We start from the raw sequence: 26,944 nt of genomic DNA on the forward strand, positions 1-26,944 counted from the left end.
CACCAAAGGTCCGGTACGCCCAGGTGAACGGGACGTGTCCAGCAGGTGGGCCCCGGCCCTAGCCGACGAGCGCGCGGCTGGTGACGTCCCGCCAGCCCTCCGCGCGCAGCAGCTGCTCCGCGCCGCGCGACCGCAGTCCCCGCTCGCACACGACGACCACCGGACGGTCGACCGGGTGGTCCAGCAGCTCGGCCGGGAAGACCCCGGCGGCCAGGTCCTCCAGCCGCGCGAACACGGCGCCGGGGACGCCGCCGGGCCGCAGCCCGACGTCGAGCAGCAGCACGCCGGGCGCGTCGGGGACGCTCCGCGTGTCGGGCTCGCTCGGCAGGCCGGACGACGGCGGCACCTCCACCGCGCCGGGCGTCACCGACGGGGACGGCGCCGGCACGGGAACCGTCACGCCGTCGACGGTGCTCCCGACGTCCGCCGTGCCAGCGACGCCCGCCGCGTCCGCGCCGTCGGCCTCGCCCGTCACCGGCGCGGCCAGCTCGATCGTGTCCCACCCGGAGGTGCGCGCGTCGTAGGCGAGCAGGCGCCCCAGCGCCGGGTCGCCCGTACCGGTCAGGACCTTGACCGCCTCGACCGCCATGGTCGAGCCCACCACGCCGCACGCCGGGCTGAGCACGCCCACCGTCGCGCACGACTCCCCCTCGGGCGGCTGCGGGCCGAACACGTGCGGGTAGGTGATCGCGCGCCCGTCCGGCGCCGCCGACCAGAAGACGCTGACCTGGCCGTCCCAGCCCAGGACCGTGCCCCAGACGACCGGCAGCCCCAAGCGCGCCGCGGCGTCGGACACGGCGTAGCGCGTCTCGAACGTGTCGGAGCCGTCGACCACCAGGTGGTACCCGGCCAGGATCGAGGCGGCGTTGGCCCTCGTCAGCCGCTCGCGGTGCGCGATCACCTCGACCTCGGGGGCCAGCCCGCGCAGCGCGTCGGCCGCCGAGTCCGGCTTGGCGCGTCCGACGTCCGCCGCCGAGTGCAGCACCTGGCGCTGCAGGTTGGAGGCCTCCACGACGTCGTCGTCGATGATGCCGAGCGTGCCCACGCCCGCCGCCGCCAGGTACTGGAGCACCGGCGACCCGAGGCCGCCCGCGCCCACCACGACGACCCGCGACGCGGCGAGACGCTCCTGCGCGGCCAGGCCGAAGCCGTCGAGCAGGAGGTGCCGCGCGGCCCGACGGCGCTCGGCGGGCCCGAGCCCGCCTGCGGGGTTCACGAACGGCTCCATCACGTCATTCCACCACCTCGGGCGGGTTCGGCGCACACTCCTCTTCGAGACGTCAGTTTCTTCGCCTTGCGACGCTCGAGAGCGGAGAGGTTCGGGCCCCGAGGGGAGCAGGCCGAGCGTCAGCTCTTGCGCTTGCGGATCTCCGCCGCGGCCTGCGGGAGCACGTCGGCGAGCCGGCCCACGACGGCGAAGTCGCAGATCTCGAAGATCGGCGCCTCCGGGTCGCTGTTCACGGCGACGATCACCTGGGACGCCTGCATGCCGCCCCGGTGGTGCGGCGCGCCCGAGATGCCGGCGCCGATGTAGACGCGCGGGGCGATCGTCACGCCGGTCTGCCCCACGTAGGAGTCCCACCAGCCCTCGAACGCGGCGTCGCGGGACGCGCCCACGGCCGCGCCGAGCGCGTCCGCGAGGTCCTCCACCGGGCCGAAGTCGCCGTCGGTGCCGCGGCCCCCGGCGACCACCACGGCCGCCTGGTCCAGCGGCGGCCGGCCGCTGGTGTCGGCCTTGACCTCGCGGGACAGCAGCGCCACCGGCGACGTCGGCACCTCGACGGCGTAGCCCTCGGTCACGGGCTCGACGGCGGTCTCGACGGGCTGCGCGACGGCGGAGTTGGCCCGGACCGTCACCACGGCGACGTCGGCGGTCACCGCGCACTCGGTGTCCCACGAGCCCGCGAAGACCCGCTTGCCGGCCACGACGCGGCCGTGCACGTCGCGCAGCGAGGAGGCGTCGATGACCAGGCCCGCGCCCAGGTCGTGCGCGGCCAGGGCGGCGGCCTCCTTGGCGGCGAACGACGTGGGCAGCAGCACCGCGTCGGCGTCGGTCAGGCGCACGGCGGCGGCCAGCGCGGCCGCGACGACGGCGGGCAGGTGCCGCTCGTCGCCGCTCACGCAGGCGCCGTCACGGGCGGGCTCCGCCTGGTGCACGGTCTCGACGCCGTACGCGCCGAGCTGCGCCAGCACCTCGACGGTGGGCGCCTCCAGGGCGACTGCCTCGACCCGGCCGAGGCCGCGGGCGATGGTGAGCAGCTCCAGCGTGCTGGTGCGGACCTCGGTCGCGGGGTCGAGCAGGACCAGGACGGTGCGGTTGGTCATCATTTCTCCTCGGAGCGCTCACGCTCTGTCTTTGCTGGCCTGCGCCTGCGGTTCGGCTGCGGGCGCGTGCCTCGTCCCTCGGCCCCCACCCTTCGCCTCACCTCCGGCTCAGACTCCGTGGTTGTTGGTCCGAGCCTGCGGTTCGGCTGCGGGCGCGTGCCTCGTCCCTCGGCCCCCACCTTTCGCCTCACCTCCGGCTCAGACCAGGTCGTTGCGGATCAGGAAGTCGGCCAGCGCCACGCCGCCCTCGCCCTTGTCGGTGACGAGCTCCACCTCCGGGCGTGCGGGGCGGGGCGCCGCCGTCAGCGTCTCGGTGCGGGCGCCCGCGCTGCCCGCCACGGCGGGGTCGAGGCCGAGGTCGGCCGGGGACCACACCTCGATCTCCTTGCTGCGGGCCGCCATGATCAGCTTGAAGCCCGGGAACCGCGGCTGGTTGGCGCCGTCCGTCACGGACAGGACGGCGGGCAGCGGCGCGGTCAGGGACTCGGTGACGTCGTCGATCTCGCGGGTGATCGTCAGCACGCGCTGCCCCGGGTCCGCCGGCTCCGCCAGCTCGACCTTCTTGGCGAGGTTCAGCGTGGGCAGGCCGAGCTCGGCGCCGAGCAGCGTCGGGACCACGGAGCCCAGGCCGTCCAGGGCGGCCATGCCGGTCACCACGAGGTCCACGGGCGCCTCGTCGCCGAGCCGGCGGACGGCGGCCGCGAGCACCGCGGCGGTGCCGAAGTAGTCGGAGCCGGCCAGGGCGTCGTCGGACACGCGGATGCCGCGGTCCACGCCGAGCTGGAACGCCTTGCGCAGGGCGACGTCGCCGTCGGGCCCGGCCATGGTGACCACGACCACCTCGCCCTCGTCCGGCCCGATGCGGCCGGCGGCGCGCTCGGCCTCGACGATCCGCAGGGCCGCCTCGATCGCGTTCTCGTCCAGCTCGTTGAGGGTGCCCTCCCCGGCGGTGCGCACGACCCGACCCTCGGAGAAGCCTCGCTCCGTGTTGATGTCCGGGACGTACTTGGCGGTGACCACGATGCGCATGGGGTAACCGTACGACGTCGGGCGGCGTGGGACGGATCGGGTCCACGAGCGAGCCTGAGACGATGGGGCATATGGCGCAGTCACGACGAGCAGAACCGCAGCGGGCACCGGGCGACCCGGTGCCCCGCCCGGTCGTCCGGCCGCTCATCCGGCCGTCGGCCCGCCGCAGCCACGTGCCGCCGCTGGGCGTGTACGTGACGCCCGACGGCGGGATCGACGCGGCCGTGCTGGCGTCCCACGCGACGGCGGTGGACCTGTGCCTCATCGACGTCACGGACCCGGCCCTGGACGAGCACGACCCGGGCCGGTACACCGAGCGCCGGTTCGAGATGGTGGGGCCGGTGTACGGCGTGTGGCACACGCACGTCCCGGACGTCGCGCCCGGTCAGCGCTACGGGTTCCGCGTGTACGGCTCGTGGGACCCGCGCGCGGGGCTGCGGCACAACCCGGCCAAGCTGCTGGTCGACCCGTACGCCCGCGGGTTCGCGGGCCGGCTGCGCTACGGGCCCGAGGTGGTCGGCGCGGTGAGCACGGAGCGCGAGGACGGCTGGTGGCTCAGCGACCCGTACGGCCCGCCGGACGCGACCGACTCCCTGGCGTACGTGCCGCACTCCGTCGTCGTCGGGCCGCTGCCGCCGCCCCCGCCGCTGACCCGGCCCCGGGTGCCGTGGGCCGACACGGTGGTCTACGAGGCGCACGTGCGCGGGCTGACGATGCTGCGCGAGGACATCCCGCAGGAGCTGCGGGGCACGTACGCGGGGGCGGCGCACCCGGCCGTCGTCGAGCACCTGAAGAGCCTGGGCGTCACGACGCTGGAGCTGCTGCCGATCCACAAGAGCGTGGCCGAGCCGCGGCTGGCGGCGCACGGGCTGTCGAACTACTGGGGCTACAACACGCTCGGCTTCTTCGCGCCCAACGCCGCCTACGCGACCCGGGCGGCGCAGGAGCAGGGCGCGGAAGCGGTGCTCGACGAGGTGCGCGGCATGGTGCACCTGCTGCACGAGGCGGGCATCGAGGTGCTGCTCGACGTGGTCTACAACCACACGGGCGAGGGCGGCGACGACAGCCTGCACCTGGCCTGGCGCGGCCTCGACAACCCGGTCTACTACCTGCACGACGGCGCCTCGCCGGCCGCGCTGGCGGACGTCACGGGCACGGGCAACTCGCTGGACTTCCGGCGGCCGCGCGTGATCCAGCTCGCCCTGGACTCGCTGCGCTACTGGGCCGAGACGGTGGGTGTGGACGGCTACCGGTTCGACCTCGCGGTGACGCTGGGCCGTGGCGCCGTGGGGTTCGACCCCGACCACCCGTTCCTGGTGGCGCTGCAGACGGACCCCGTGCTGTCGGGGCTCAAGCTCGTGGCGGAGCCCTGGGACGTGGGGCCGGGCGGCTGGCAGACGGGCTCGTTCCCGCCGCCCATGGCGGAGTGGAACGACCGCTTCCGGGACGCGGCGCGCGGGTTCTGGCTGGACGCGCCCAAGCAGGGCGTGCGCGGGCAGGAGATGCGCGGCCTGCGGGAGCTGGCCACGCGACTGGCCGGGAGCGCCGACCTGTTCGGGCCGGGCGACCCGCCGCTGGTGCGCGGCCCGGTGGCGTCGGTCAACTACGTGACGGCGCACGACGGCTTCACGCTCGCCGACCTGGTCGCCTACGACCACAAGCACAACGAGGCCAACGGCGAGGACAACCGCGACGGGTCGGACAACAACCTGTCGTGGAACCACGGGCTGGAGGGACACACCGCCTCGGGCGACGACGCGACGACGGAACCGTGGCAGGCGATCGTGCCGCCGCGCCGCAAGTCGCAGCGCAACCTGCTGGGCACCCTGCTCCTGGCCGCCGGCACGCCCATGCTCACCGCGGGCGACGAGCTGGGCCGCACCCAGGGCGGCAACAACAACGCGTACGTCCAGGACAACGAGACGTCGTGGCTGCGCTGGGCCCTGGACGACGCCGCGACCGACCTCCTGGAGACCACCCGTTACCTGTTGCGCCTGCGGCGCGAGCACCCGGCCCTGCGGGCCGACTCGTTCTTCCTGGGCTCGCCCCGGCCGCACGAGACCGACACGGACCTGCTGTGGTTCTCCGAGACGGGCGCGGTCATGGAGGTCGACACGTGGAACCAGCCCGGCCGGCGCGTGCTGCAGATGCTGCGGCCCGGCCCGGCTGGGGGCGACGCGGACGTGCTGCTGGTGATCAACGGCGGCCTGGACGACGTCGAGGTGACCCTGCCGCCCCGCGACGGCGCCGCGCCGTGGGAGCTGGTCTGGGACTCCGCGTGGGACGCACCCGTGGTGCCCGACGACGAGACCGGCCCCCGGACGTCGGTCACGCTGGACGCGCTGAACATCAACGTGCTGCTGTCGCGGGGCACCTGACCGACCGGCTGTTTCACCCGGGTTGTGCGCGGTCGACGACACCGCGGGGGGACTGTCCTGGCTAAGGTGCGCACATGACTGACTCCGTCCACAACAACGGCGTTGCCACCACGGGGAACACCGACGTCATCGTGATCGGTGCGGGCCTGTCCGGGCTCGTCACCGCCGCCGAGCTGACCGCCGCGGGCAAGCGGGTGGTCCTGCTCGACCAGGAGCCGGCCGCGTCGCTGGGCGGGCAGGCCTGGTGGTCGTTCGGCGGGCTGTTCCTGGTCGACTCCCCCGAGCAGCGCCGCCTCAAGGTGAAGGACTCCTTCGACCTCGCGTTCGCGGACTGGCTGGGCTCCGCCCAGTTCTCGCCGGGCGCCGACCGCGGCGAGGGCCCGGACCGGTTCGGGTACCGCTGGGCCAAGGGGTTCGTCGAGTTCGCCGCGGGCGACCTGCGGCCCTGGCTGCACGCCAAGGGGGTGCGCTGGTTCCCGCTGGTGCAGTGGGCGGAGCGCGGCGGGTACCCCGCCGGCGGGCACGGCAACTCGGTGCCGAGGTTCCACGTCACGTGGGGCACCGGCCCTGCCGTCGTCGAGCCCTTCGTCGCCGCGGCGCACGAGGCCAACCGGGCCGGGCTGCTCGACCTGCGCTTCCGGCACCGGGTCACGTCCCTGGTCGTCACCGACGGCCGGGTCACCGGGGTGCGCGCGGAGATCCTGGCCGACGACGACGCCGGCCGCGGCGAGCCGTCCGGCCGCACGGTGACCGGCGAGGTGGAGCTGTCCGCCCAGGCCGTCGTGGTCGCGAGCGGCGGCATCGGCGCCAACCACGACCTGGCGCGCGCCCGCTGGTCCGCCGACGCGGGACGCCTCCCGGAACGCATGCTCTCGGGCGTGCCGGACTCCACGGACGGCCTCATGCTCGGGGTCGCCGCCGACTCCGGCGCGGCGCTGGTGCACGAGGACCGCATGTGGCACTACCCGGAGGGCATCGCGAACCACTCGCCGGTCTGGACCCGGCACGGCATCCGCATCCTGCCCGGCCCGTCGTCGCTGTGGCTCGACGCCGACGGCAACCGGCTACCCGGCCCGCTCTTTCCCGGGTTCGACGCGCTCGGGGCGCTGCAGCACGTGACCACCCGCGGCGACGACCACTCCTGGTTCGTGCTGAACAAGACGATCATGGAGAAGGAGTTCGCACTGTCGGGCTCCGAGCAGAACCCCGACCTGACCGGCAAGTCCGTGCCGCTGCTCCTGGAGCGGGTGCGCGGCCGGTCGGTGCCGGTGCGCACCTTCGCGGAGCAGTCGGAGGAGTTCCTCTGGGCCGACACCCCGGCCGAGCTCGCCGCGAAGATGAACGCGCTGACGGCGGCCACCGACAGGTCGCACGGGCACGTCGACGGGGAGTCCCTGGCCGCGCTGATCGCTGCCCGCGACGCCCAGGTCGCCACCGGTCTCGGGAAGGACCCGCAGGTCGTGGCGACGGCGGCCGCGCGGCACTTCATCGTGGACAAGGCCATCCGGGTGTCGCCGCCGCGCGCGCTCACCGACCCGCAGGACGGGCCGCTGCTCGCCGTCCGGCTGTCGGTGATGACCCGCAAGACCCTCGGCGGCCTGTGGTGCGACGAGACCGGCCGGGCGCTGACCCCGGACGGCGACGTGCTGGAGGGCCTGTGGGCCGTGGGCGAGGCCGCGGGCTTCGGCGGCGGCGGCGCCCACGGGCACCGCGCGCTGGAGGGCACGTTCCTGGGCGGCTGTCTCTTCACGGGCCGCACGACGGGCCGCGCCCTGGCGGCGGCGTTGTGACCGGCTGGCTGACTCGGCGGCTCATGCCTGCCGAGTCAGCCGGCTGGTCCGACCACACTCCTGACTCGGCAGATTCAGACGGCCGAGTCAGCGGGTTGGTGACATACCCCCCAGCCGGCTAACGCAGCAGGGCCGTCCCGTCCTCCAGGGCGACGACGACGGCGCCCCGCGTGCAGCGCGACAGCAGCTCCGCGGGCCAGTCGCCCGTCAGCGGCACCGCCTCGACGTCCAGGCCGGTCCCGGCGGCCCCAACCCCGGCGGTCCCGGTCGCGTCGCCCGGGCGCAGGCCCGTCACGCGCGCCGTCCCGGCCCGGCCGATCCGGTCCCGCACGGGTTCGGGCCGGTCGAAGAACCAGTGCGTCGGCGCGTTGGAGTCCAGCTCGTCCGCGAGCCGCTCCAGGTCCCGGGCCGCCAGCCGCAGCACGGGGGCCACCCACGCGGCGTTCTCGGTCACCATCGCCTCGGTGCGCCGCGGGTCGGTGAACCCGACCCGGGTCCCGTCGCGGAACGAGCCCGCGGCCAGCCGCAGCGCCACGTCGCGCACGGGCGCGCCGGCCACGGCGCCGAGGAGCTGGTTGGCCAGCACGTGCGGCACGTGGGACACGAGCGCGACGGCCTCGTCGTGCAGCTCGTCGGTCAGCACCGCCGCCGTCCCGCCCAGGGGTCCCGTGACCAGGCGCAGCACCTGCAGCAGCCGGTCCGGGTCGGTCGCCGGAGTCGCTGTCACCGCCCACGGGACACCCTGCATCAGCTCCGCCGACGACGCCGCGAACCCGCTGTGCTCGGTCCCCGACATCGGGTGGGCACCGACGTACCGCTCCCCCAGCCCCGCCTCGGCGACCGCCTCCCGGACCGGGCCTTTGACCGACCCCACGTCGGTCACCGTCGGGTCCCAGCCCGGCTCGTCCGCCAGCGCCTCGGCGAGCTCCGCCGCCACCGACCGCATCGCGCGCAGGGGCGCGGCGAGCACCACGACGTCCGGCCGGTTGGCGGCCAGGTGCGCGACGTCGTCCGCGATCGTGAGGCCGGCCGCGCGCGCCTCGCCGCCCGAGACAGGATCCGTCGCGACCACGGGCACGCCCGCCGCCTGCAGGGCGCGGGCGAGCGAGCCCCCGACCAGACCCAGGCCGACGACGCCGACGCTCACCACAGCAGGCCCCGCTCGCGGTCCTCTGCGGAGTCCTTCGCCGACACGGAGCCGACCGGCACGTGGTCCGGGTCGAGCACGCCGTCGAGCGCCCGGAACCCCGCGCCCGCCGGGAACAGGCCGAGCGTCTTGAGGGAGTCGCCGGCGGCCAGCAGGTCGCTCAGCATCTCCCGCGCGCCCCGGTCCCACGGCGCCTCGTCGAAGGTCACCACGAACGCATACTTGCTCTCCTGGGCCTTGACCGGCCGGGTGATCAGGCTCGACATGTTCACGCCCCGGTCGCCGAACGCCGCGGTGATCCGCGCCAGCACGCCCGGACCGGTCACCGAGGGCGTGATCGCCAGCATCGTCTTCCAGTCCGTGGCGCCCGCGGCGCGGGACCGGGCCAGGTGCGCGGCGGCCGCGCTGCGCCGGGTCAGGACGAGGAACCGGGTGCGGCCGCCCCGGAAGTCCTCGACCGCCTTCGCGTACGTCTGAAGCCCGTACAGCTCGCCGCAGATCGTGGGCCCCAGGGCGATCGTCCCCGGTCCGGCGTCGCGGCAGGCCGCCGCGTTGGACGACGCCGGGGCGGTCGCCAGCCCCGTGCCGTTCACGAAACCCGAGCACTGCGCCAGGCCGTGTGGGTGGGCCGACACCTCGGTCAGGTCGCCGTGGCCGGGCCGCACGAACGCGTCGAACGACACGTCGAGCGCCACCTCGTCGACGGCCACGACGTCCGCGCTGGACAGCAGCGCGTCCAGCGACGGCACCACGTAGCCCTCGACGGAGGACTCGATCGCGACCACGCCGACGTCCGCACCGCCCGCCGCCACGACGTCGTGCACGTCCTTGACGGTGTCCAGCGGCTCGGCGGTAGACACGGCGTCGTCGGGCGCGCCGTCGCCGGGACGCCCCGCCGGGCCGCCCGAGGGCGCGGGCCGGCGGGCCCACTCCAGGGCCGCCTGGTGCGTGAAGGTGCCCTCCGGGCCCAGGTACGCCACCCGGGTGCCGCCCGCCGGGCGACCACCCGGCGCCGTCATGCCCATCGGGGGGTCAGCGCGTCCGGCCCGGGCACGAACGCCTCGCCCGGCAGCACGGCCAGCGTGCGGTGCGCGACGCCGCGCTCGGTCAGCGAGTCGACCAGCACGCTCAGCGTCCGCGACGTGGGGCAGGAGAACGACGCGAAGAACACGTGCGGCCCGCCCGACGACGGCTGGCTGCGCAGGTGGTCCAGGTCGAGCCCGGCGTCCGCGATGACCGCGAGGGTGGGCTGCAGCGAGCCGAGGTGGTCGTCGGCCGGGCCGAACGCGAGCCACACCTGGGCCGGCTCGGTGAACGGAGGCCAGTCGTCGCGGGACTCCAGCAGCCCGTACCAGACGGGACCGCCCTCGGCGAGAGCCGGGCTGTCCGGGAGCTCCGCGAAGCCGGAGGGCACCCGGGAGCGCTCGATCACCAGGGACCCGCCCTCCCCGGCGAGGGCGATGCGCTCCTCGACGCTCGTGCGGGTCGGCACCAGCCGCGGGCTCACGCCGAGGCCGCGCAGCACGCCCGCGCAGTCCCGCATGCCCGCCTCGTCGATGACGACCTGACCGACCGTGGCGTTCGCCCCGACCCAGACCCACTGGCCGGGCACGGCCACCGCCGACGTCACGATGAGCGACGACGCGCCCTCCAGGAGGGCGCGCTCGAGGCCCGGCGCCGGGTGCTCCGGGTGTCCCAGGTGCACCACGGCCGCCAGGGCCTCGATGCTCGCGACCGTGGCGAGGGTGTCCGCCGTGGTCCCGAGGTCGAGCAGCTCGACCGGGTCGTTCCATCCCGCCATCCGCGCGGCAAGCACCGCGTGTGCGGGAGACTCCCGCTCGCTACGTCCAAGCATGTGCCGAACCTACCGCCGCGGAGGCCTCAGAGCCGCACCGTCAGTCGCACACGACGGGGTTGTCGGGGTTGTAGGAGTGGTTGAACGAGTTCTCCTTGACGACCTTGCCGTCGTGGAGCACCTTGCGCGAGATGGTCACGGAGAAGCCGTCCTCGCCGCCCGGGTAGGGCTGGCAGTCGGCCGACGAGTCGTGGATCGTCGTCTTGGGGACGATGTTCCGCTTCGCGCTCGTGTTCTCCTGCACCGTGTAGTACTTGGTGCTCCAGATCCGGACCGTCAGCTGGTTGCCCGAGACGAAGGCCTGCATGACCGCGCCGTACGGGGTGTCGTTCGTGAACTTCATGTCCTTGGCGCCCACGTAGATCGTGGCCTCGCGGCCCGCGGGGTAGCGCGGGAACCAGTAGGAGTGCGCGTGGTGCTCGACGTCCTCGAACCCGGCGAAGAAGCCCGCGTTGAACGACGTCGTGGCCATCTGCGAGAGACCACCGCCCACCGCCTCGACGTGCTCGCCGTTCTCGACGACGCCCGCGTCGAAGTACCCGTTCTCCAGCGTGATCGGGGCCAGCGCCTCCAGCAGGGAGAACGTCTCGCCCGGCTTGATGAGGTTGCCCGTGACCATCTGCGCGCCGCGCACCAGGTTCTGGGTGCGCACCGGCTCGTTCGTCAGCGGCGTGCTGAACTCGGAGACGACCTCCTTGACGCCCAGGGCCTCCAGCGACTCGACGGTGTCCTTGGGGTCCTGCTCGACCAGCTCGACCGACGTCTCGCGGTCGTCGCCCGTCGCGGCGATCCGCACCGCCTTGCCCGCCTCGGCCGGGTCGAGCGTGGTGCCGGTCTTGCCCGCGACCACGGTCGGCTTGCCGCCCGCGAACTCGAAGTGGGCGTCGGACGGGACCTCCAGCAGGTTCGTGGTGGCGTCGACGATCGCCGCGACGGTCGCCTCCCGGTCCACGATGGTGACGAGCTGGTCGTCCTTCTGCTCGAAGCGGATGAGCCCGGACAGCACCTGCGGGGACAGCTGCGGCTGCTGGCCGCCCACCGAGACCGTGACCGGCGCCGAGACGATCTTCTGCGCGACCGAGAACTGCTTGTCGGTCTGCGCCTGGGTGATCACCGGGTCGACGGGCTCGACCGGCAGGTCGAACGGCCCGTCCTGGTGCAGCCAGCGCTCCTTGATGATGCGCGAGGTCTCGCTCGCGACGATGCGCGAGCCGTCCTTCGCGTCCGTCTTGACCGCCTGCCCGTCGACGAACCCGACGGTGCCGTCCACGGGCTCCACGGCGAGCGACTCCTCCAGGCCCGCGACCGCGGCGTCGAACTTCTCCGAGTCGATGGCCAGGACCAGCTCCTGCTCGGAGCCGCCGAACATGTGCGCCCACATGCGCGCCGGGCTCAGCGAGAAGCCCGTGAGCTCCGCCGTCGTCGCCTCGGCGTCGATCGCCAGGCCGCTGGGCTCCGGGGAGAGCTGGGCCTTGCCCTCGCCCGCCGTGAGGTCGATCGGCTCCTTGAGCCGCGGGCCGAGCTGCTCCGTGAGCGCGGACGCCGCCGCCGCCTGCGTCATGCCGCCGACGTTCACGCCGGCCACCGTGGTCTCCTTCGGCACCGTGTCGCTCACGCCCCAGGCCGCGAAGGCGTAGATCGCGAACAGCACGACGGCGCCGAGCACCGAGAACAGGGCGATCTTGGGGCCACGGCTCGGCGCGCCGTCCCCGGCGAGGCCGAAGAAGCCGTCCTGGCCCGCGGCACCCGGACCGTTCGGACCACCGGGGCCACCCGGTGCTCCCGGACCGCCGGGGCCCGCGGGGCCGGACGCCGCGAGCGGCGTCGCCTCGGGGCGCACGGGCGCCCAGGGGCGCGCCACGCGCTGGATCGCGCCGGTCAGCGGCTTGAGGAACGGGATCTGGCCGCCGTCGGACGTGGGCACGGCACCCAGGCCCGACGGCGTCGCGCCGGGGCGCGGGGCGAACGGCGGGACCGACGGCGGCGCGGGCGCCGGCGTGGTGGCCGACTCGGTGCTGGTCGTGGCGTCCGTCCTTGCGTCGGGTGCGGCGGCCGGCGTGCCCGCTGCTGCTGTACCTGCCGCCGCCGTGCCCGCCGCCGCGGCGGCCGCAGCAGCGGCGCCGGTCTTGGGCGGGCGGTCGAACGCGAAGACGCGCGGGGTGTACCCGCTCCGCGGCTTGGCGGCCTTGGTCGGCGGCGTCGCGAGCTCCGCGACGACGGTCTGCAGCACGGCGACCTGGTCGGCGCCGTCGACGGTCGGCTCGGTCTGTGCGTCGGGCTTGGTCGCGACGTCGGGCTTCGTGGCGCCAGCCTTCGTGGCGTCGGGCTTCGAGGCCGCAGTCGCGTTGGCCGCGGCGACACCGGCCGCCGTGGCGGGGTTGCCGGGAGCTGCGGGCTTGGCCGCAGCATCCGGTGCGGGCTTGGCCGTGGCGTCCGGTGCGCCCTGAGCGGCGGGCCTGGCCGCGGCGTCGGACGTGCCCGGCGTCGCGGGCTTGGCGGAAGCGTCCGGCGCACCCTGAGCGGCAGGCTGAGCCTGAGCGGCGGGCTGAGCCTGAGCGGCGGGCTGGGCCTGAGCGGCAGGCTGCGTCGGGGTAGCCGGCCGTGCCTGAGCAGGCGGCTGCGTCGGAGCGGTGGCCGGGCCTGCTGCGGCAGAGCCCGTCGGAGCGGCGGACTTGGTCGCGGCGTCCGAGGCGTCCGAGGCGCCCGGGGCGCCCGGGGTGGCGGGCTGGCGCGCGGCGGCGGACTGGCCCGCCGCGGAGGCGGGCGAGGCCTCAGGCGTGCGCCCCGCTTCCGGCGTACTGGCAGGTGCGGGAGCCGCGCCGTCGGGCGTACCCGCGGCGGACGCGCTCGGGACCGCCGCTGCCGAGGCGGCCGGCCGGTTCGCGGCGTCGGACACGGGCGGGGCCGCGGCGGGCTTCTCGACCGCGGGCGCGCTCGGGGCGGCCGCCGGGGACGCGGTGTCACCCGCGGCCTCTGCCGGGCGACCAGCCGCGGTTGCCTCAGGGCTCGGCGTGCTCGCCGGGGCCTGCGCGTTCCCGGCGCCGGACGCGCTCGCCGCGGCGGATGCGGCCGGCGCCGGCGCGGCCGACGCGGCCGGCGTTCCGGCGGGCTCGGCGGCACCGACGGCGCGCGCCTCGACGTCCGAGGCGACGCCCGGAGCGTTGTCGGGCGCGGCGTCGGCGGGCGCGGCGGGGACCCCCGCCGGCGGTACGGCGGGGACGGACGGGGCCTTGGTGGGCTCGGACTGTTCCGGAGCGGTCACAGGTTCGACCTTGTCTGCGGATCGGGGAACCGGCTGAGCGGTCGGTCGACCGGCCGGTACTGCGGGCTGCGCGGCCTGGGCGGCCGACGGACGTGCCGGGGGTTGCGACGACTGTCGCGGCACGCTGCCAGGGCGTTTCTGGTACAAGCGAGGCGGTACGGCCGGGGCAGGTTGAGCCCCGGCGTTATCGTCTGATGTCGGCTCGAGCGGTTCGTCACGCTCGGTCGGCTGACCCATCGGCACGCTCCGTGCAACTACCCGAGACGCGGGCTCTCCGCGTCCCCCCAGGGCGCACCTGACCCGCGGCGATTCCGCTGGACGGAGTCGCCCTGCCGGGCATCCTATCCAGCGAGAATCCTGCCCAAGGCCGCGTACCGGACGCCTCGAGGTGGAGGTTTCGTATCAATCCTGCCCACCATCCTGAAGCACCCTGCGAAGAACCGCAGAGGTCAGGCAGCGGACCGATCCCGGCGGGCCGGAACCTCGGCGAACCACGAGGACGGCAGGAACGCGACGACGGCGAGGATCGCCACCCCCGCGTACGACCAGACCATGCCGAGCACGCCGGCCGGGACCACCACGTCGCCCCCGGAGCCCGACAGCGACAGGGCCTGCACGATGCCGACCCAGCCCACACCGAACCCGAGCAGCGTGCCATAACCGGCCCAGGCGCGCGCGAGCACGCCGGCCGCGGCCGTCAGCGCGAACGCGAGGATCAGTCCGAGGTACAGGGAATCGGCCCCGTACCGGTGCACCACCGTCCCGAGAGCGCCCATCACGACGCCGAGCGCGACGGCCAGAAGAGTGCGCACGATCGTCCGTCCGAGCGGGCGTCGGGATGAGTTCACCCGAGCATTCTCCAGCATCCACCTGGGAGGACTCTGCATGTGTGGAACACTCCGCGGGTGAATACGCTCCAGGATCAGACGCAGCTCATCGTTCGACAGCGGATCCGCATGCTGGTCAACCAGTACGAGGTACGCGGAGCCCGGCCGGACGGCTCCGAGGGTGACCTCTACGCGTTCGCCCAGCAGAAGCGCATGGCCTTCCGTGAGCAGGTCACGCTCTACACCGACGACACCAAGCAGGAGTCGGTGCTCGGGTTCAAGGCCCGCCAGGTGGTCGACCTGGGCGCCACGTACGACGTCGTCGACGCGGGCGACACCCCGATCGGCACGTTCCGCAAGGACTTCGCCAAGTCTCTGCTGCGCAGCACCTGGCACGTCGAGCAGCCCGGACTCGGTGTGGCCACGGGGACCGAGCGGAACCTCGGCGTCGCCGTGATCCGGCGGCTCGTCGAGATCGCCTGGATGCCGTACCACTTCGACTTCGTGATCGACGGCCGGCCGGCGTTCACCGTGGAGAAGAAGTGGGGCCTGCGCGACCGGTACGTCGTGACCATCCAGGAGCCGCGGCTCGACCGCCGGCTCGTGACCGCCATGGCGATCGGCCTCGACGCCCTCCAGGAGCGCTGAGCGGGGACGCGCGGCGGCTGCGAACCGACCGCACCGTCGCCATCACCGTCGAGGCGGGCGCATGGCGTGCTCGTCAGACGGGGGGATCGACGACGACGTAGGTCTCGGTCGTGAGGATCGGCGCCAGCACCCCGTTGGACAGGGCGTACCACCCGGCGACCGAACCCTCGGGCCGCGCGAGAACCGTCGCGTGCTGCACCTGTGTGGCGTGGGCCCGCATGGCCGCGACGACCCGCTCGAGCACCCCACCGACGTCCACCCGCACGACCCGCTCCCCGCCGCTCCCGCGGCCCACCGACGTGATCGGTGGAACGTCAGACGATCGGCGGTCCGAGGTGCCGATCACCTGACGTTCTGCCGACCATCCGGGGAGGTCGTTCCTCGCGAGCGGCGGGAGGTCCTCGTGCGGGTCCGCCAGGGTCAGGCCCTCGGCGGCGGCGAGCGCGGTCGCCTCCGGCAGGCCGGCGAGCGTCGCCCGCGCCGCACGCACCTCGTCCGCCGGGGCGACCGCCTGCCACAGCTCGGCACCGGCCCAGGGCTCGTCCTGCCGTCCGACGCCGCCGCCTGGCTCGGCCACCCGCACCGGCTCACCGCCGCCCGGCCGCCAGACCGGGTCCGCCGCGAGCCGCAGCGCGCGGACCGTCACCTCGTGGGCCCGCACGTGGTCGGGATGCCCGTATCCCCCGCCGGGCTCGTACGTCGCGACGACGGCGGGGCGTGTCGTGCGGATCAGCACCGCAAGCCGTCCCGCCGGCTCGTCGAGCGGAACCCGCGCGAACGCCGTCGGCGGGGAGTCCGGCGCCGGACCGGCGACACCGGGCGCCACCCACTCCATCCCGGAGTCCTCGTACCGCACCGGGTCAGCAGGCTCTGAGACCGCGCCGGCAACCAGTCCGGGGACCGCGTCGCCGTCCGGCCGGGAACCAACGCCCACAACCCGGCTGACCTGCGCGTCCACCCGCGAGAGCGAGTCGAGGAAGACCCTCTCGACCGCGCCGTCCGCACCGCCGCCCAGGGCCACGAGCGCGCGCGCCAGCTCGGTCTCCCGGTAGGCGCCCAGCGCGGGACCGTCGCCCTCCAGACCGGCCCGGCCCTCCGACGTCGTCCCGGGGAGGGCGATGACCTCGCCGCGCTCCCCGCGCGTGCAGGTCACCACGCGGGCAGGCAGCCCGGCGGCCGCGAAGGCCGCCAGCAGTCCCCCGGTCGACAGCGTCTCGTCGTCGGGATGGGCGTGCACGGCCAGCACGCCCCCCGAGAGAGCCCCGGCAGAAAAAGCCACGTCGGGCAAAGCACTGAGTGCTGGATCTTCGCCCCCGGAACGGCTGTTCATGGGCGAAGATCCAGCACTCAGCGACGCGGAGAGGTCAGCCGCGCTTGGCGCGTGCCGTCGCGCGGGCGCGGTCGGTGGCGTTCAGGAGCACCTTGCGGATGCGGACGACCTCGGGGGTCACCTCGACGCACTCGTCCTCCTGCGCGAACTCCAGCGACTCCTCGAGCGTGAGCTTGCGCGGCGGGATCAGGTTCTCGAAGTTGTCGGCGGTCGAGGACCGCATGTTCGTCAGCTTCTTCTCCTTGGTGATGTTGACGTCCATGTCCTCGTTGCGCGAGTTCTCGCCGACGATCATGCCCTCGTACACCTCCTGCGTGGGGTCCACGAAGAAGGAGCCGCGCTCCTGCAGGTTGATCATGGCGAACGGCGTCACCTTGCCCGAGCGGTCGGCGACGAGCGAGCCGGTGTTGCGCGACTCGATCGGGCCGTGCCAGGGCTCGTAGCCCTCGGAGATCGACGCCGCGATACCCGTACCGCGGGTGTCGGTCAGGAACTGCGTGCGGAAGCCGATGAGGCCGCGCGCCGGGACCATGAACTCCATGCGGACCCAGCCGGTGCCGTGGTTCGTCATGGTCTCCATGCGGCCCTTGCGCTGCGCGAGGAGCTGCGTGACCGAGCCGAGGTACTCCTCGGGCACGTCGATGGTCATGCGCTCCATCGGCTCGTTGACCTTGCCGTCGATCGTCTTGGTGACGACCTGCGGCTTGCCGACCGTGAGCTCGAAGCCCTCGCGGCGCATCTGCTCCACCAGGATGGCCAGCGCCAGCTCACCGCGGCCCTGCACCTCCCAGGCGTCGGGACGCTCGGTCGGGAGGACCTTCAGGGAGACGTTACCGATGAGCTCGGAGTCGAGGCGGTCCTTGACCTGGCGGGCGGTGACCTTGTGGCCCTTGCCGCCCTTGCCCGCGAGCGGGGAGGTGTTGATACCGATGGTCATCGAGATCGCGGGGTCGTCCACCGTGATGAGCGGCAGCGGGCGCGGGTCGTCGAGGTCCGTGAGGGTCTCGCCGATCATGATGTCGGCGATGCCCGCGACGGCGACGATCTCGCCGGGGCCGGCCTTGTCGGTCGGCACGCGGTCGAGCGCCTTGGTCTCCAGCAGCTCGGTGATCTTCACGCTCTGCAGGGTGCCGTCGTGGCGGGCCCACGCGACGCTCTGGCCCTTGGACAGGGTGCCGTTGTGGATGCGCAGCAGCGCGAGACGGCCGAGGAACGGCGACGCGTCGAGGTTGGTGACGTGCGCCTGCAGCGGCACGCCCTCCTCGTAGGTCGGGGCCGGGATCTTCTCGAGGATGGTCGCGAACAGCGGCTCGAGGTCCTCGTTGTCCGGCAGGCCGCCGTCGGCGGGCTGGTCGGTGGAGGCGCGGCCGGCCTTGGCCGACGCGTAGACGACGGGCACGTCGAGGATGGCGTCCAGGTCGAGGTCCTCGACCTCGTCAGACAGGTCGCCGGCGAGGCCGAGCAGCAGGTCGGTGGTCTCCGCGACGACCTCGCTGATGCGGGCGTCCGGGCGGTCCACCTTGTTCACCACGACGATGACGGGCAGCTTGGCCGCCAGGGCCTTGCGCAGCACGAAGCGGGTCTGGGGCAGCGGGCCCTCGGACGCGTCGACGAGCAGCACGACGCCGTCGACCATCGACAGGCCGCGCTCGACCTCACCACCGAAGTCGGCGTGGCCCGGGGTGTCGATGACGTTGATGGTGATGCCCTCGGACTCACCGTTCGCCGCCGCCGCGGGACCGGAGTACCGGATCGCGGTGTTCTTGGCGAGGATCGTGATGCCCTTCTCGCGCTCGAGGTCGCCGGAGTCCATCACCCGGTCCTCGAGGTGCTGACGGGCTTCGAACGCCCCGGCCTGCCTGAGCATGGCGTCCACGAGCGTGGTCTTGCCGTGGTCGACGTGGGCCACGATCGCGACGTTACGCAGGTCGGAACGGGTCGCACGGGCCGAGGTCGGCGCGGTTGCAGGCACGGTCACGAAGCACTCATTTCCAGAAGGGAGGTCAGGGGCGCGGACTCTGGCCCGAAGGGGACCGGTCTCGCAGCACCACCCATCTTACCCGCGAATCGAAATCCCCAGGTGTCGACCGTGTCACTGTGCGGTGAACACCCCCGACGCGAAAGACCCTCAGGTCGCCGGGGCGGCCTGAGGGTCTTCGCGTTCACGGGACCGCGGAGGGTCAGCCGCCGATCTCCAGGCTCGCGCCCGGGATCGCGGCCAGGAGGTCCCGCGTGTACTCCTGCTGCGGGTTGTCGAACACCTCGTCGGTGGTCGCGTGCTCCACGATCCTGCCGTCCTTCATCACGGCCACGAGGTCGGCGATCTGCCGGACCACGGCCAGGTCGTGCGTGATGAAGAGGAAGGACAGCCCGAGCTCGGCCTGCAGGTCGTTGAGCAGCGTCAGGATCTGCGCCTGGACCAGCACGTCGAGCGCCGAGACGGCCTCGTCGAGCACGAGCACCTCGGGCTTGAGCGCCAGCGCACGCGCGATCGCGATGCGCTGCCGCTGCCCGCCCGACAGCTCGTTCGGGAACCGGCGCATCGTCGCCTGCGGCAGCGACACCATGTCGAGCAGCTCGCGCACCCGCGCCTCCCGGGACCTGCGGTCGCCCACCTTGTGCAGGACGAGCGGCTCCTCGATCGACCGGTAGATCGAATAGGTCGGGTCGAGCGACCCGTACGGGTTCTGGAACACCGGCTGCACCCGACGGCGCAGCGAGAACTGCTCCTTCGCGGACATCTTCGTGACGTCCTTGCCGTCGTACATCACCGTGCCCGACGTCGGGTCGAGCAGTCCCAGCACCATGTTGGCCGCCGTGGACTTGCCGGAGCCCGACTCGCCCACGAGCGCCAGGGTGTGACCCTTGGGCAGCGTGAAGTTGATGCCGTCCACCGCGGTGAAGTCGGTGTGCGAACCCGGCCGGGAACCACGGATGTGGAACACCTTGGTCAGGTCCTTCGCCACGACGACGTCGGGCGCCGTCGTCTCCGCCTCGTCGGCGTGCTCCGCGAGCAGGTCGTCCGCCTCCTGCCCGCGCTCGTGCGCGGACTGGATGCGGCGGGAGGCCAGCGACGGGGCCGACGACACGAGGCGCTTGGTGTACTCGTGCTGCGGGTCCTTGAGGATCTGCGCCGCCGGGCCGGACTCCACGACCCTGCCCTTGTACATCACGATGAGGTGCTCGGCGCGCTCGGCGGCCAGGCCCAGGTCGTGCGTGATGAACAGGACGGCCGTGCCGAGCTCCGCGGTCAGCCCCTCCAGGTGGTCCAGGATCTTCTTCTGGACCGTCACGTCGAGTGCCGACGTCGGCTCGTCCGCGATGAGCAGCTTGGGCCGCGAGGCCAGGCCGATCGCGATGAGCGCGCGCTGCCGCATGCCGCCCGAGAACTCGTGCGGGAACTGGCGGGCACGCCGGTCGGCGTCGGGCAGGCCGGCCTCGCTGAGCAGCTCGGCGACGCGCGCGGTGCGCTCCGCCTTGCCGCCCTGGAAGCCGTTGGCCACCAGCGCCTCGTCGATCTGTGCGCCGATGCGCCACACCGGGTTCAGGTTGGACATCGGGTCCTGGGGCACCAGGCCGATCTCCCGGCCGCGCAGGTCCTCGAACTGCTTGCGCCCCAGTCCGACGAGCTCGCGCCCGCCGAACGAGATGGACCCGCCGGTCACCTTGCCGGTACCCGGCAGCAGGTCGATGATCGCGTGCGCCGTCGTGGACTTGCCGGAACCCGACTCGCCCACGATCGCCACGGACTGCCCCGGGTAGACCGTGAGGTCCACGCCGCGGACGGCCTCGACCGTGCCGGTCGCCGTGGTGAACGAGATCTGCAGGTCCTTGATCTCGAGCAGCGGAGTGGTGTCGTCGTGCTTCTCGACGGGCACCGGGGCGTCCTCGGTGGTCCCGTCGGTGAGGGTGATCGTGGTGGTCATCGCTTCCTCGCCTTCGGGTCGAGGGCGTCGCGTACGACGTCGCCCATCATGATGAAGCTCAGCACGGTCAGCGCGAGCGCGGTCGCCGGGTAGATCATGATCTCCGGGGCGACCCGGATCGACGTCTGTGCCTTGGCGAGGTCGCCGCCCCACGAGACGGTCGACGTCGGCAGACCGATGCCGAGGAAGCTCAGCGTGGCCTCCGCGACGATGAACGTACCGAGCGCGACCGTCGCGTAGACGATGATCGGCGCGGCTGAGTTCGGCAGCACGTGCTTGCCGAGGATCGCGCCCCGGCCCATGCCGAGCGCCTTGGCGGCGGTGACGAACTCGTTGTTCTTCACACCGAGCACCGCACCACGCGTGATCCGGGCGATGGACGTCCACCCGAACACCGCCAGCACGACAGCGACGACGACCGCGTTCCGGTCGTCCAGCAGGCTCATGATGACGATCGCGGCGAGCACGAACGGCACGGCGAAGAAGATGTCGGTGAACCGGGACAGGAGCGTGTCGAGCAGGCCGCCGAAGTAGCCGGCGATCGCGCCGATGAGGGTACCGATCACGACGACGAACAGCGTGGACAGGATGCCCACCGTGACCGACGCGCGTGCCCCGTAGACCGCTCGGGCATAGATGTCACAGCCCTGCTTGTCGAACCCGAAGATGTGGCCCGCGGTGGGCCCGCCCAGCGAGTCCTCGAGGTGGCACTCCGTGGGGCTGGTCGAGGTGAACAGCCCCGGGAACACCGCCATGAGGATGACGAACACGATCAGCGCCGCGGACACCCAGAACAACGCCCGGTGACGCATGTCACGCCAGGCGTCGGACCAGAGGCTGCTCGGCGTCTCGGACGTGTCGACGGCGTCGATCACGCCGACCTTGACTACTTCCGGAGGCGCGACGAAGTGCTCTTGCCCCGGGCGGGGAGTCTTCTCGTAGCGGTTCTCAGGCATAACGGATCCTCGGGTCCAGGACGGCGTAGAAGACGTCCACGAGCAGGTTGGCGAAGATGTAGACGATGACGAGCACCGTGGCCAGCGACACCACCGTCACGTTCTCGCCGCGGATGATCGCCTGATAGAGGGTTCCGCCGACGCCGTTGATGTTGAAGATTCCCTCGGTCACGATCGAGCCGGCCATGAGGTTGCCCAGGTCGATGCCGATGAACGTGACCACGGGGATCAGCGAGTTGCGCAGCACGTGGCGCGACATCACCTTGTCGCGCGGCAGGCCCTTGGCCCGAGCGGTCCGCACGAAGTCCGCCGTGATGTTCTCGACGACTGACGTCCGTGTCAGTCGCAGGATGTAGGCGAACGATGTCGTGGCGAGCACGATCGCGGGCATCAGCAGGCTGATGAAATCAGGGTCACGGCCGGCGGTGATCGGCAGCCAGCCGAGCTGCACGCCCACGACGGCCTGCATCACGAAGCCGATCACGAACGTCGGCACCGAGATGAGCACGAGGCTCCAGAGCAGCACGGTCGAGTCGAACAGCTTGCCCTTGCGGACGCCGGCCCAGAGCCCGAAGCCGATGCCGAAGACGGTCTCGATGACGATCGCCATGAGGGCGAGCTGGAAGGTCACCGGGAAGGCCTGGGCGATCACCTCGACGACCGGGCGGCCGGTGAACGTGACGCCCATGTCGAAGGTGAAGACACCCTTGAGGAAGTAGAGGTACTGCATGAGGAACGGCTGATCCAGGTGGTACGCCTCGCGGATGGCGAGCTCGGCAGCTGGTGACAGGCCACGTTCGCCGCCCAGCGCGGCCACGGGATCGCCGGGGCGCAGGAACACCAGCCCGTACAGCAACAGCGTGGCGCCGAGGAACACGGGGATCACCTGCAGCAGCCGGCGTCCGATGTACCAGAGCATTCGTAGGTCTCCTTGGTTGATGGCTGCGGAACATTCTCCCGGACGTCACCCGGTGTTGTGGCTCCGCACAGTGGAGGGCGGGGCGCGTGATTCACGCGCCCCGCCCGTCACCTGGGGTGATGAGTCACGCCGGCGGACCGGACGTGATCACAGTCACTCCGACTTGGTGACCTCGTACAGCAGCGGCATGCTGTCCCAGCCGAACTCCACGTTGTCCACGTTCTCGGAGTGCCCGGCCGTCGTGGAGTAGTACCACAGCGGGATACCCGGGAGGTCCTTGAACAGGATCTCCTGCGCCTTGTTGTAGAGCTCGTTGGCCTCGTCCAGCGAGGTGGCGGCCGCAGCCGTCTTGAGCGCCGCGTCGAACTCGTCGCTCTCGTACCGGCCGTCGTTCGAGCCGGCCAGCGCCGCCTTGCTGTAGAGCGGGCCGAGGTAGTTCTGCAGCGACGGGTAGTCAGCCGACCAGCCGGCACGGAACAGACCGTCGACCTTGCCGTCCGGGCCCTTGTCACGCTCGTTGAGGACCTCGTCGAACGTCGGGTAACCGGTCATCTCGCAGTTGATGTCGAGGTCGTTGATGTACCCGTTGCACACGGCCTCGACCCACGCCTGGTGGTCGGAGTCCGTGTTGGTGCTGATCGTCAGGACGTAGTCGTCCGGCAGCGGGTCTTCCTCGTTGGCCTCGTCCCAGAGCTTCTTGGCCTCTTCCGCGTTGTACGTGGTGACCTCGTTGCCCGGGATCTCACCGGTCCAGCCGTTGATGACCGGCGACGTGAAGTCGGTGGCCGGGATGCGGGTGCCCGCGAAGATCGTCTCCGTGATCTGCTCACGGTTGATCGCCATGGAGAGGGCCTGACGGCGCTTGAGGCCGGCGTCGCCCTGGAACTCGGGGAGCCACTCGGGCACGGTCAGGGCCGCGAAGCTGGCCGACGGCTCGCTGATGGCGCCGTCACCCAGGTCCTCCTCGAAGGTGCTCATCGCCGAGGTCGGGACGTTCTCGAGGATGTCGAGGTTCCCGCCCTGCAGGTCGGCGTACGAGGTGTTCTCGTCGGTGTAGACGATGAAGTCGAGGCCACCGTTCTGGGCCTTGCGCGGGCCGTTGTAGGCCTCGTTCGGGACCAGCTTGATCTCGGACTCGTGCTCCCAGCTCTCCAGCACGTACGGACCGTTGGTGACCGGCTTCTCGCCGAACGCCGCGGTGTCGTCGTAGTACGCGTCGGGCAGCGGGAAGTACGCCGAGTAGCCCAGGCGGATCGGGAAGTCGGACTCCGGCTGGCCCAGCGTGACCGTGAACTCGGTGTCGCTGACGACCTCGAGGCCCGACAGCGTCTCCGCGGTCGGCTCCTCGGCCATGCCGGAGACGTTGCCCTCCTCGTCGAACTCAGGAACGCCCTGCGTCTCGGCGAAGCCCTCGATGGGGTCGAAGAACCCGGCGCCCTTGGCGCCGTTGGGGCCGTAGGCCGCCCAGTTCCACGCGTCCACGAAGTTGGCCGCCGTGACCGGCGTGCCGTCGGACCACTCCCAGCCGTCCTGGATGGTGATGTTCCAGGTCTGGTTGTCGTCCGACTCGATCGACTCGGCGATCTCGTTGTGCACGACGCCCTCGGCGTCGTAGTAGACGAGGCCCGAGTAGAGCTGCTGGACGACGAGTCCACCCTCGGTCTCGTTGGTCATCGACCCGACGAGCGGGTTCTGGGGCTCGCCGTTGCTGATCGTCACGATCCCGGTGCTGGCGCCGTCGCCGGTCGCTTCGTCGCCGCTGTTGCCACCGCCACAAGCGGTCAGCACGAGCGACGAGGCGAGCGCGAACGCGCCCAGCCCCACAAGTCGCTTACGAGGTGTCACGTGTCCTCCTGGGTAGCAGTACACCCCGGCACGGCGGATGCCGTCCGGAGCGATGCGGACGCTTCGTTGCGCCCCGTGGTATCACGGAATAACGTAACCGCTCCCTGGACGTGCCGATGACCACCACCCGAGAAACTCCACCGAGTTGTGACCATCTCGGTATACACGGGTAACACCGAGTAACAGTTCTGACCAGGTGGTTCTCACGGCCGTAACACGGGTGCCGTGAGGGCTCGGAGCAGGAAATTCACCCGTTGCCCGAGGCGATGACCTCTCCGACCAGGCCTTGCGCCCGAGGCGCTCCGCGCGGCCGGCACGGGACGAACCGGCCCGACGCGGGACGAAGCGGTGCTCGGCCGTCCGCGAGACGACCGAGGACCGCCTCGGTCTGTCAGCGCTCGTAGCCGGCCGTGGTGCTGCCGCCCACGATCGGGTGACTGATCCTCGGTTCGATCCGGAACATGTGGTCCGTGCGGTTGTTGTTGAACACGCGGTTCACGGTGTAGGTGCTGCAGTCGCCGCTGCGGAACGAGCGGAAGCGCCAGTCCTTGGCCCAGCCCGTGCCGTTGTCGGTGATCATCGGGGAGATCGCCGCCCCGGCGTGCCCGCGGTCGTAGGTCGTCGAGAAGCAGATCTTGAAGGTGGTCAGCTTCACCGAGCGCCTCGTGTGCTGGGTGAAGGTCGGGATGACCGAGACCGTCACCTTGTAGTCGGTGGCCGTGACGTAGCTCGTGGTGGTCCAGATCGACGTGTGGCTGCCCACCTTCTTGAGGACGACCAAGGCCGCCGACGCGGGCTGGGCCGCCCCCATGAAGGCGAGCACCGCGAGGGCTGCCGCCAGGAACACTCGCAGGTGTCGTCGCATGTTCGGCCGGGCGGTAGGAGTGCTTGCCATGGCGTTTCTCCTTGCGTGGGTGGAAAGGATCCAGCAACCGCACGACAAGTGTCAGGGGGTGAAACCTGGTCCGCCAGGCGAGGACCGGACGTGGCCGCTAGGACGCCTGGGCGGCGACCTGTCCGTCACGCAGCTCCACCACGCGGTCCGCGCGCGCCATCAGCTCGGGGTCGTGGGTGGAGACGACGGCGGCCACGCCGCGCTCGTGCACCACCCGGGCCAGCAGGTCCATCACCACGGCCGCCGTGCCCGAGTCGAGCTGCCCGGTGGGCTCGTCCGCGAGCAGCACCTCCGGGTCGGCCACGAGCGCGCGGGCGATGCCCACGCGCTGCTGCTGCCCGCCCGAGAGCTCGTACGGCCGCTGCTTCGCGTGCCCGGTCAGGCCGACGGCGTCCAGCGCCTCCGCCACCCGTCGCGAACGCTCGCCCTGCGGGGTGCGCCGCAGGCGCAGCGGGACCTCGACGTTCTCGGCCGCGGACAGCACGGGCACCAGGCCGAACGACTGGAACACGTAGCCGATCCGGTCGCGCCGGGCCGCGAGCACGGCCTTCTCCCCCAGCGCGGTCAGCTCGGCGTCGCCGAGCCACACGCTGCCCGACGTCGGCCGGTCCAGCCCGCCGAGCAGGTTCAGCAGCGTCGTCTTGCCCGAACCGGACGGGCCGCGCACCACGAGCAGCTCGCCCGCCGCCACCTCCAGGGTCGCGTCCGACAGCGCGTGCACCTCGCCCGCGCCGGTGCCGAACACCCGGGTGAGGCCCTGGGCGCGCAGCACGGTGCGGGCCGGGGTCGTGGTGGTCATCGGTCCTCCTCGGTGGGGGCCTGGGCGGGTTCGGCCAGCGGGTCGTGGTCGGCCGGCGAGCCGGGCCCACCCGGCTCCGCGGCCTGGCCGGGCGCCGCCGGCCACACGCCCACGTGGTCCGGTTCCAGCGCCAGCCGCACGCGGTCGCGCAGGTCGAGCGCGTGCACGAAGTCCTGCGGCAGCTGCAGCCGGCCGACCCGGTCGACCACGGCGAACTCCTCCGCGACGTGCCGCTCGGCGCCGTGCTCGTCGACCTCCGTACGCCGCAGCGTCTCCGTCGACGTGCGGCCGTCGCGGATCTGGACGGTGCGGGCGACGTGCTCGGACACGGTCGGGTCGTGCGTCACGATCAGCGTCGTCACCCCCGTCTCCCGGTTCACGCCCCGCAGCGCCTCCAGCACCTCGACCGAGGTGGTCTCGTCGAGCTCGCCCGTGGGCTCGTCGGCCAGCAGCACACGCGGGTTGTTCGCCACGGCCACCGCGATGGCGGTGCGCTGCTGCTCGCCGCCGGACATCTCGCCGGGCCGCCGCCCGGCCACGTGGCCGACCTCCAGCAGGTCGAGCAGGTCCTCGACGCGACGCGCGCGCTCCCGCCGCGGGAGCGCGCCGGCCAGCTCGAGCGGGAGGCGCACGTTCTCGCTCGCCGTGAGGTAGGGCAGCAGGTTGCGCGACGTCTGCTGCCACACGAAGCCGACCGTGGCGCGCTGGTACCGCACGCGCTCGGCGTGGCTCATCGTCAGCAGGTCGGTGCCCGCCACCACCGCGGACCCGCCGGTCGGCGTGTCCAGGCCCGACAGGATGGTCAGCAGCGTGGACTTGCCCGACCCGGACGCGCCCACGACGGCGACGATCTCCCCCGGCTCGACCGTCAGCGTGAGGCCCTGCAGCGCCTGCACCTCCACGCCGTCGGTGGCGAAGATGCGCACCAGGTCGGCGCAGCGGATCTCCCCGCCGCCCCCCGGGCCGGCCGCGGGCGGCGCGCCGCCGTCCGTCAGCTCGATGGTCGTGCTCAT

At 72.7% G+C, this 26,944-nt stretch carries 20 protein-coding genes; 3 read left to right on the forward strand and 17 right to left on the reverse strand.

Annotated elements, in window-relative coordinates:
• Positions 1–58: 58 nt before the first annotated feature.
• From AB0I29_RS15060 to AB0I29_RS15070, 3 genes are all read right to left on the reverse strand, one after another.
• Positions 59–1,216 (reverse strand): HesA/MoeB/ThiF family protein, encoded by a 1,158-nt coding sequence (locus tag AB0I29_RS15060; RefSeq protein WP_357482629.1) that lies wholly within the window; start codon positions 1,214–1,216, stop codon positions 59–61.
• 131 nt (positions 1,217–1,347) lie between these two features.
• Positions 1,348–2,325, reverse strand: a complete 978-nt coding sequence (locus AB0I29_RS15065) for an electron transfer flavoprotein subunit alpha/FixB family protein (RefSeq protein ID WP_357482632.1) — start codon at positions 2,323–2,325, stop codon at positions 1,348–1,350.
• A 198-nt stretch (positions 2,326–2,523) separates the two neighbouring features.
• A complete protein-coding gene (locus AB0I29_RS15070; protein WP_285107721.1) occupies positions 2,524–3,354 on the reverse strand; it encodes an electron transfer flavoprotein subunit beta/FixA family protein in 831 nt (276 codons plus the stop codon).
• Between the two features lie 71 nt (positions 3,355–3,425).
• Here AB0I29_RS15070 and glgX point away from each other — a divergent pair, with 71 nt between their 5' ends.
• Together glgX and AB0I29_RS15080 are read left to right on the forward strand one after the other, a co-directional pair.
• The gene (gene glgX / locus AB0I29_RS15075) at positions 3,426–5,732 is read left to right on the forward strand and encodes a glycogen debranching protein GlgX (RefSeq protein ID WP_357482636.1); all 2,307 of its coding nucleotides are present in this window, start codon (positions 3,426–3,428) and stop codon (positions 5,730–5,732) included.
• A 74-nt stretch (positions 5,733–5,806) separates the two neighbouring features.
• A complete protein-coding gene (locus AB0I29_RS15080; protein WP_357482639.1) occupies positions 5,807–7,522 on the forward strand; it encodes an FAD-binding dehydrogenase in 1,716 nt (571 codons plus the stop codon).
• A gap of 118 nt (positions 7,523–7,640) precedes the next feature.
• Here the strand turns inward: AB0I29_RS15080 and AB0I29_RS15085 are convergent, their stop codons facing one another.
• The 5 genes from AB0I29_RS15085 to AB0I29_RS15105 form a co-directional block, all read right to left on the reverse strand.
• Entirely contained in the window at positions 7,641–8,669 is a 1,029-nt protein-coding gene (locus AB0I29_RS15085) for a prephenate dehydrogenase/arogenate dehydrogenase family protein (protein WP_357482642.1), read from the reverse strand.
• Entirely contained in the window at positions 8,666–9,694 is a 1,029-nt protein-coding gene (locus AB0I29_RS15090; RefSeq protein ID WP_357482645.1) for a prephenate dehydratase domain-containing protein, read from the reverse strand. Before AB0I29_RS15090 ends, AB0I29_RS15085 begins: the two co-directional genes overlap by 4 nt.
• Positions 9,685–10,524, reverse strand: a complete 840-nt coding sequence (locus AB0I29_RS15095) for a hypothetical protein (protein WP_285107711.1) — start codon at positions 10,522–10,524, stop codon at positions 9,685–9,687. Before AB0I29_RS15095 ends, AB0I29_RS15090 begins: the two co-directional genes overlap by 10 nt.
• Before the next feature lie 40 nt (positions 10,525–10,564).
• On the reverse strand, positions 10,565–13,786 hold the full coding sequence (locus AB0I29_RS15100) for a VanW family protein (protein WP_357482649.1): 3,222 nt from the start codon (positions 13,784–13,786) through the stop codon (positions 10,565–10,567).
• Positions 13,787–14,235: 449 nt separating this feature from the next.
• Positions 14,236–14,634, reverse strand: coding sequence for a hypothetical protein (locus AB0I29_RS15105; RefSeq protein ID WP_357482652.1), 399 nt, complete (start codon positions 14,632–14,634; stop codon positions 14,236–14,238).
• Between the two features lie 57 nt (positions 14,635–14,691).
• On the opposite strand from AB0I29_RS15105, the gene AB0I29_RS15110 reads away from it, so the two are divergent.
• Positions 14,692–15,261: a hypothetical protein gene (locus AB0I29_RS15110; protein WP_357482655.1), complete on the forward strand. Its 570-nt coding sequence runs from the start codon at positions 14,692–14,694 to the stop codon at positions 15,259–15,261.
• A gap of 73 nt (positions 15,262–15,334) precedes the next feature.
• Here AB0I29_RS15110 and AB0I29_RS15115 read toward each other — a convergent pair whose 3' ends face one another.
• From AB0I29_RS15115 to AB0I29_RS15155, 9 genes are all read right to left on the reverse strand, one after another.
• Positions 15,335–16,540 carry a PIG-L family deacetylase gene (locus AB0I29_RS15115; protein ID WP_357482659.1) on the reverse strand — a complete coding sequence of 402 codons (1,206 nt, stop codon included), beginning with the start codon at positions 16,538–16,540 and terminating at the stop codon, positions 15,335–15,337.
• Between the two features lie 85 nt (positions 16,541–16,625).
• A complete protein-coding gene (gene typA / locus AB0I29_RS15120) occupies positions 16,626–18,563 on the reverse strand; it encodes a translational GTPase TypA (RefSeq protein WP_357483022.1) in 1,938 nt (645 codons plus the stop codon).
• 208 nt (positions 18,564–18,771) lie between these two features.
• Positions 18,772–20,517 carry an ABC transporter ATP-binding protein gene (locus AB0I29_RS15125; protein ID WP_285108423.1) on the reverse strand — a complete coding sequence of 582 codons (1,746 nt, stop codon included), beginning with the start codon at positions 20,515–20,517 and terminating at the stop codon, positions 18,772–18,774.
• On the reverse strand, positions 20,514–21,473 hold the full coding sequence (locus tag AB0I29_RS15130; protein WP_285108422.1) for an ABC transporter permease: 960 nt from the start codon (positions 21,471–21,473) through the stop codon (positions 20,514–20,516). Before AB0I29_RS15130 ends, AB0I29_RS15125 begins: the two co-directional genes overlap by 4 nt.
• The gene (locus tag AB0I29_RS15135; RefSeq protein ID WP_285108421.1) at positions 21,466–22,392 is read right to left on the reverse strand and encodes an ABC transporter permease; all 927 of its coding nucleotides are present in this window, start codon (positions 22,390–22,392) and stop codon (positions 21,466–21,468) included. The genes AB0I29_RS15130 and AB0I29_RS15135 overlap by 8 nt, the downstream gene beginning before the upstream one ends.
• 153 nt (positions 22,393–22,545) lie before the next feature.
• Positions 22,546–24,237 (reverse strand): ABC transporter substrate-binding protein, encoded by a 1,692-nt coding sequence (locus tag AB0I29_RS15140; RefSeq protein WP_285108419.1) that lies wholly within the window; start codon positions 24,235–24,237, stop codon positions 22,546–22,548.
• Between the two features lie 391 nt (positions 24,238–24,628).
• Entirely contained in the window at positions 24,629–25,132 is a 504-nt protein-coding gene (locus tag AB0I29_RS15145; protein ID WP_285108417.1) for a hypothetical protein, read from the reverse strand.
• A gap of 97 nt (positions 25,133–25,229) precedes the next feature.
• A complete protein-coding gene (locus AB0I29_RS15150) occupies positions 25,230–25,931 on the reverse strand; it encodes an ABC transporter ATP-binding protein (protein ID WP_357482666.1) in 702 nt (233 codons plus the stop codon).
• Positions 25,928–26,944 (reverse strand): ABC transporter ATP-binding protein, encoded by a 1,017-nt coding sequence (locus AB0I29_RS15155; RefSeq protein ID WP_357482669.1) that lies wholly within the window; start codon positions 26,942–26,944, stop codon positions 25,928–25,930. The genes AB0I29_RS15150 and AB0I29_RS15155 overlap by 4 nt, the downstream gene beginning before the upstream one ends.

Origin of the sequence: Promicromonospora sp. NPDC050262, assembly GCF_040655935.1 — a bacterium.
Taxonomy (GTDB): domain Bacteria; phylum Actinomycetota; class Actinomycetes; order Actinomycetales; family Cellulomonadaceae; genus Promicromonospora.

What these genes read in the sequence shown, in the direction of transcription:
- AB0I29_RS15065 (WP_357482632.1), bottom strand. Translation starts at nt 2,325, where the DNA reads ATGACCAACCGCACCGTCCTGGTCCTGCTCGACCCCGCGACCGAGGTC.
- AB0I29_RS15070 (WP_285107721.1), bottom strand. Translation starts at nt 3,354, where the DNA reads ATGCGCATCGTGGTCACCGCCAAGTACGTCCCGGACATCAACACGGAG.
- glgX (WP_357482636.1), top strand. Translation starts at nt 3,426, where the DNA reads ATGGCGCAGTCACGACGAGCAGAACCGCAGCGGGCACCGGGCGACCCG.
- AB0I29_RS15080 (WP_357482639.1), top strand. Translation starts at nt 5,807, where the DNA reads ATGACTGACTCCGTCCACAACAACGGCGTTGCCACCACGGGGAACACC.
- AB0I29_RS15090 (WP_357482645.1), bottom strand. Translation starts at nt 9,694, where the DNA reads ATGGGCATGACGGCGCCGGGTGGTCGCCCGGCGGGCGGCACCCGGGTG.
- AB0I29_RS15095 (WP_285107711.1), bottom strand. Translation starts at nt 10,524, where the DNA reads ATGCTTGGACGTAGCGAGCGGGAGTCTCCCGCACACGCGGTGCTTGCC.
- AB0I29_RS15125 (WP_285108423.1), bottom strand. Translation starts at nt 20,517, where the DNA reads ATGACCACCACGATCACCCTCACCGACGGGACCACCGAGGACGCCCCG.
- AB0I29_RS15130 (WP_285108422.1), bottom strand. Translation starts at nt 21,473, where the DNA reads ATGCCTGAGAACCGCTACGAGAAGACTCCCCGCCCGGGGCAAGAGCAC.
- AB0I29_RS15135 (WP_285108421.1), bottom strand. Translation starts at nt 22,392, where the DNA reads ATGCTCTGGTACATCGGACGCCGGCTGCTGCAGGTGATCCCCGTGTTC.
- AB0I29_RS15145 (WP_285108417.1), bottom strand. Translation starts at nt 25,132, where the DNA reads ATGGCAAGCACTCCTACCGCCCGGCCGAACATGCGACGACACCTGCGA.
- AB0I29_RS15150 (WP_357482666.1), bottom strand. Translation starts at nt 25,931, where the DNA reads ATGACCACCACGACCCCGGCCCGCACCGTGCTGCGCGCCCAGGGCCTC.
- AB0I29_RS15155 (WP_357482669.1), bottom strand. Translation starts at nt 26,944, where the DNA reads ATGAGCACGACCATCGAGCTGACGGACGGCGGCGCGCCGCCCGCGGCC.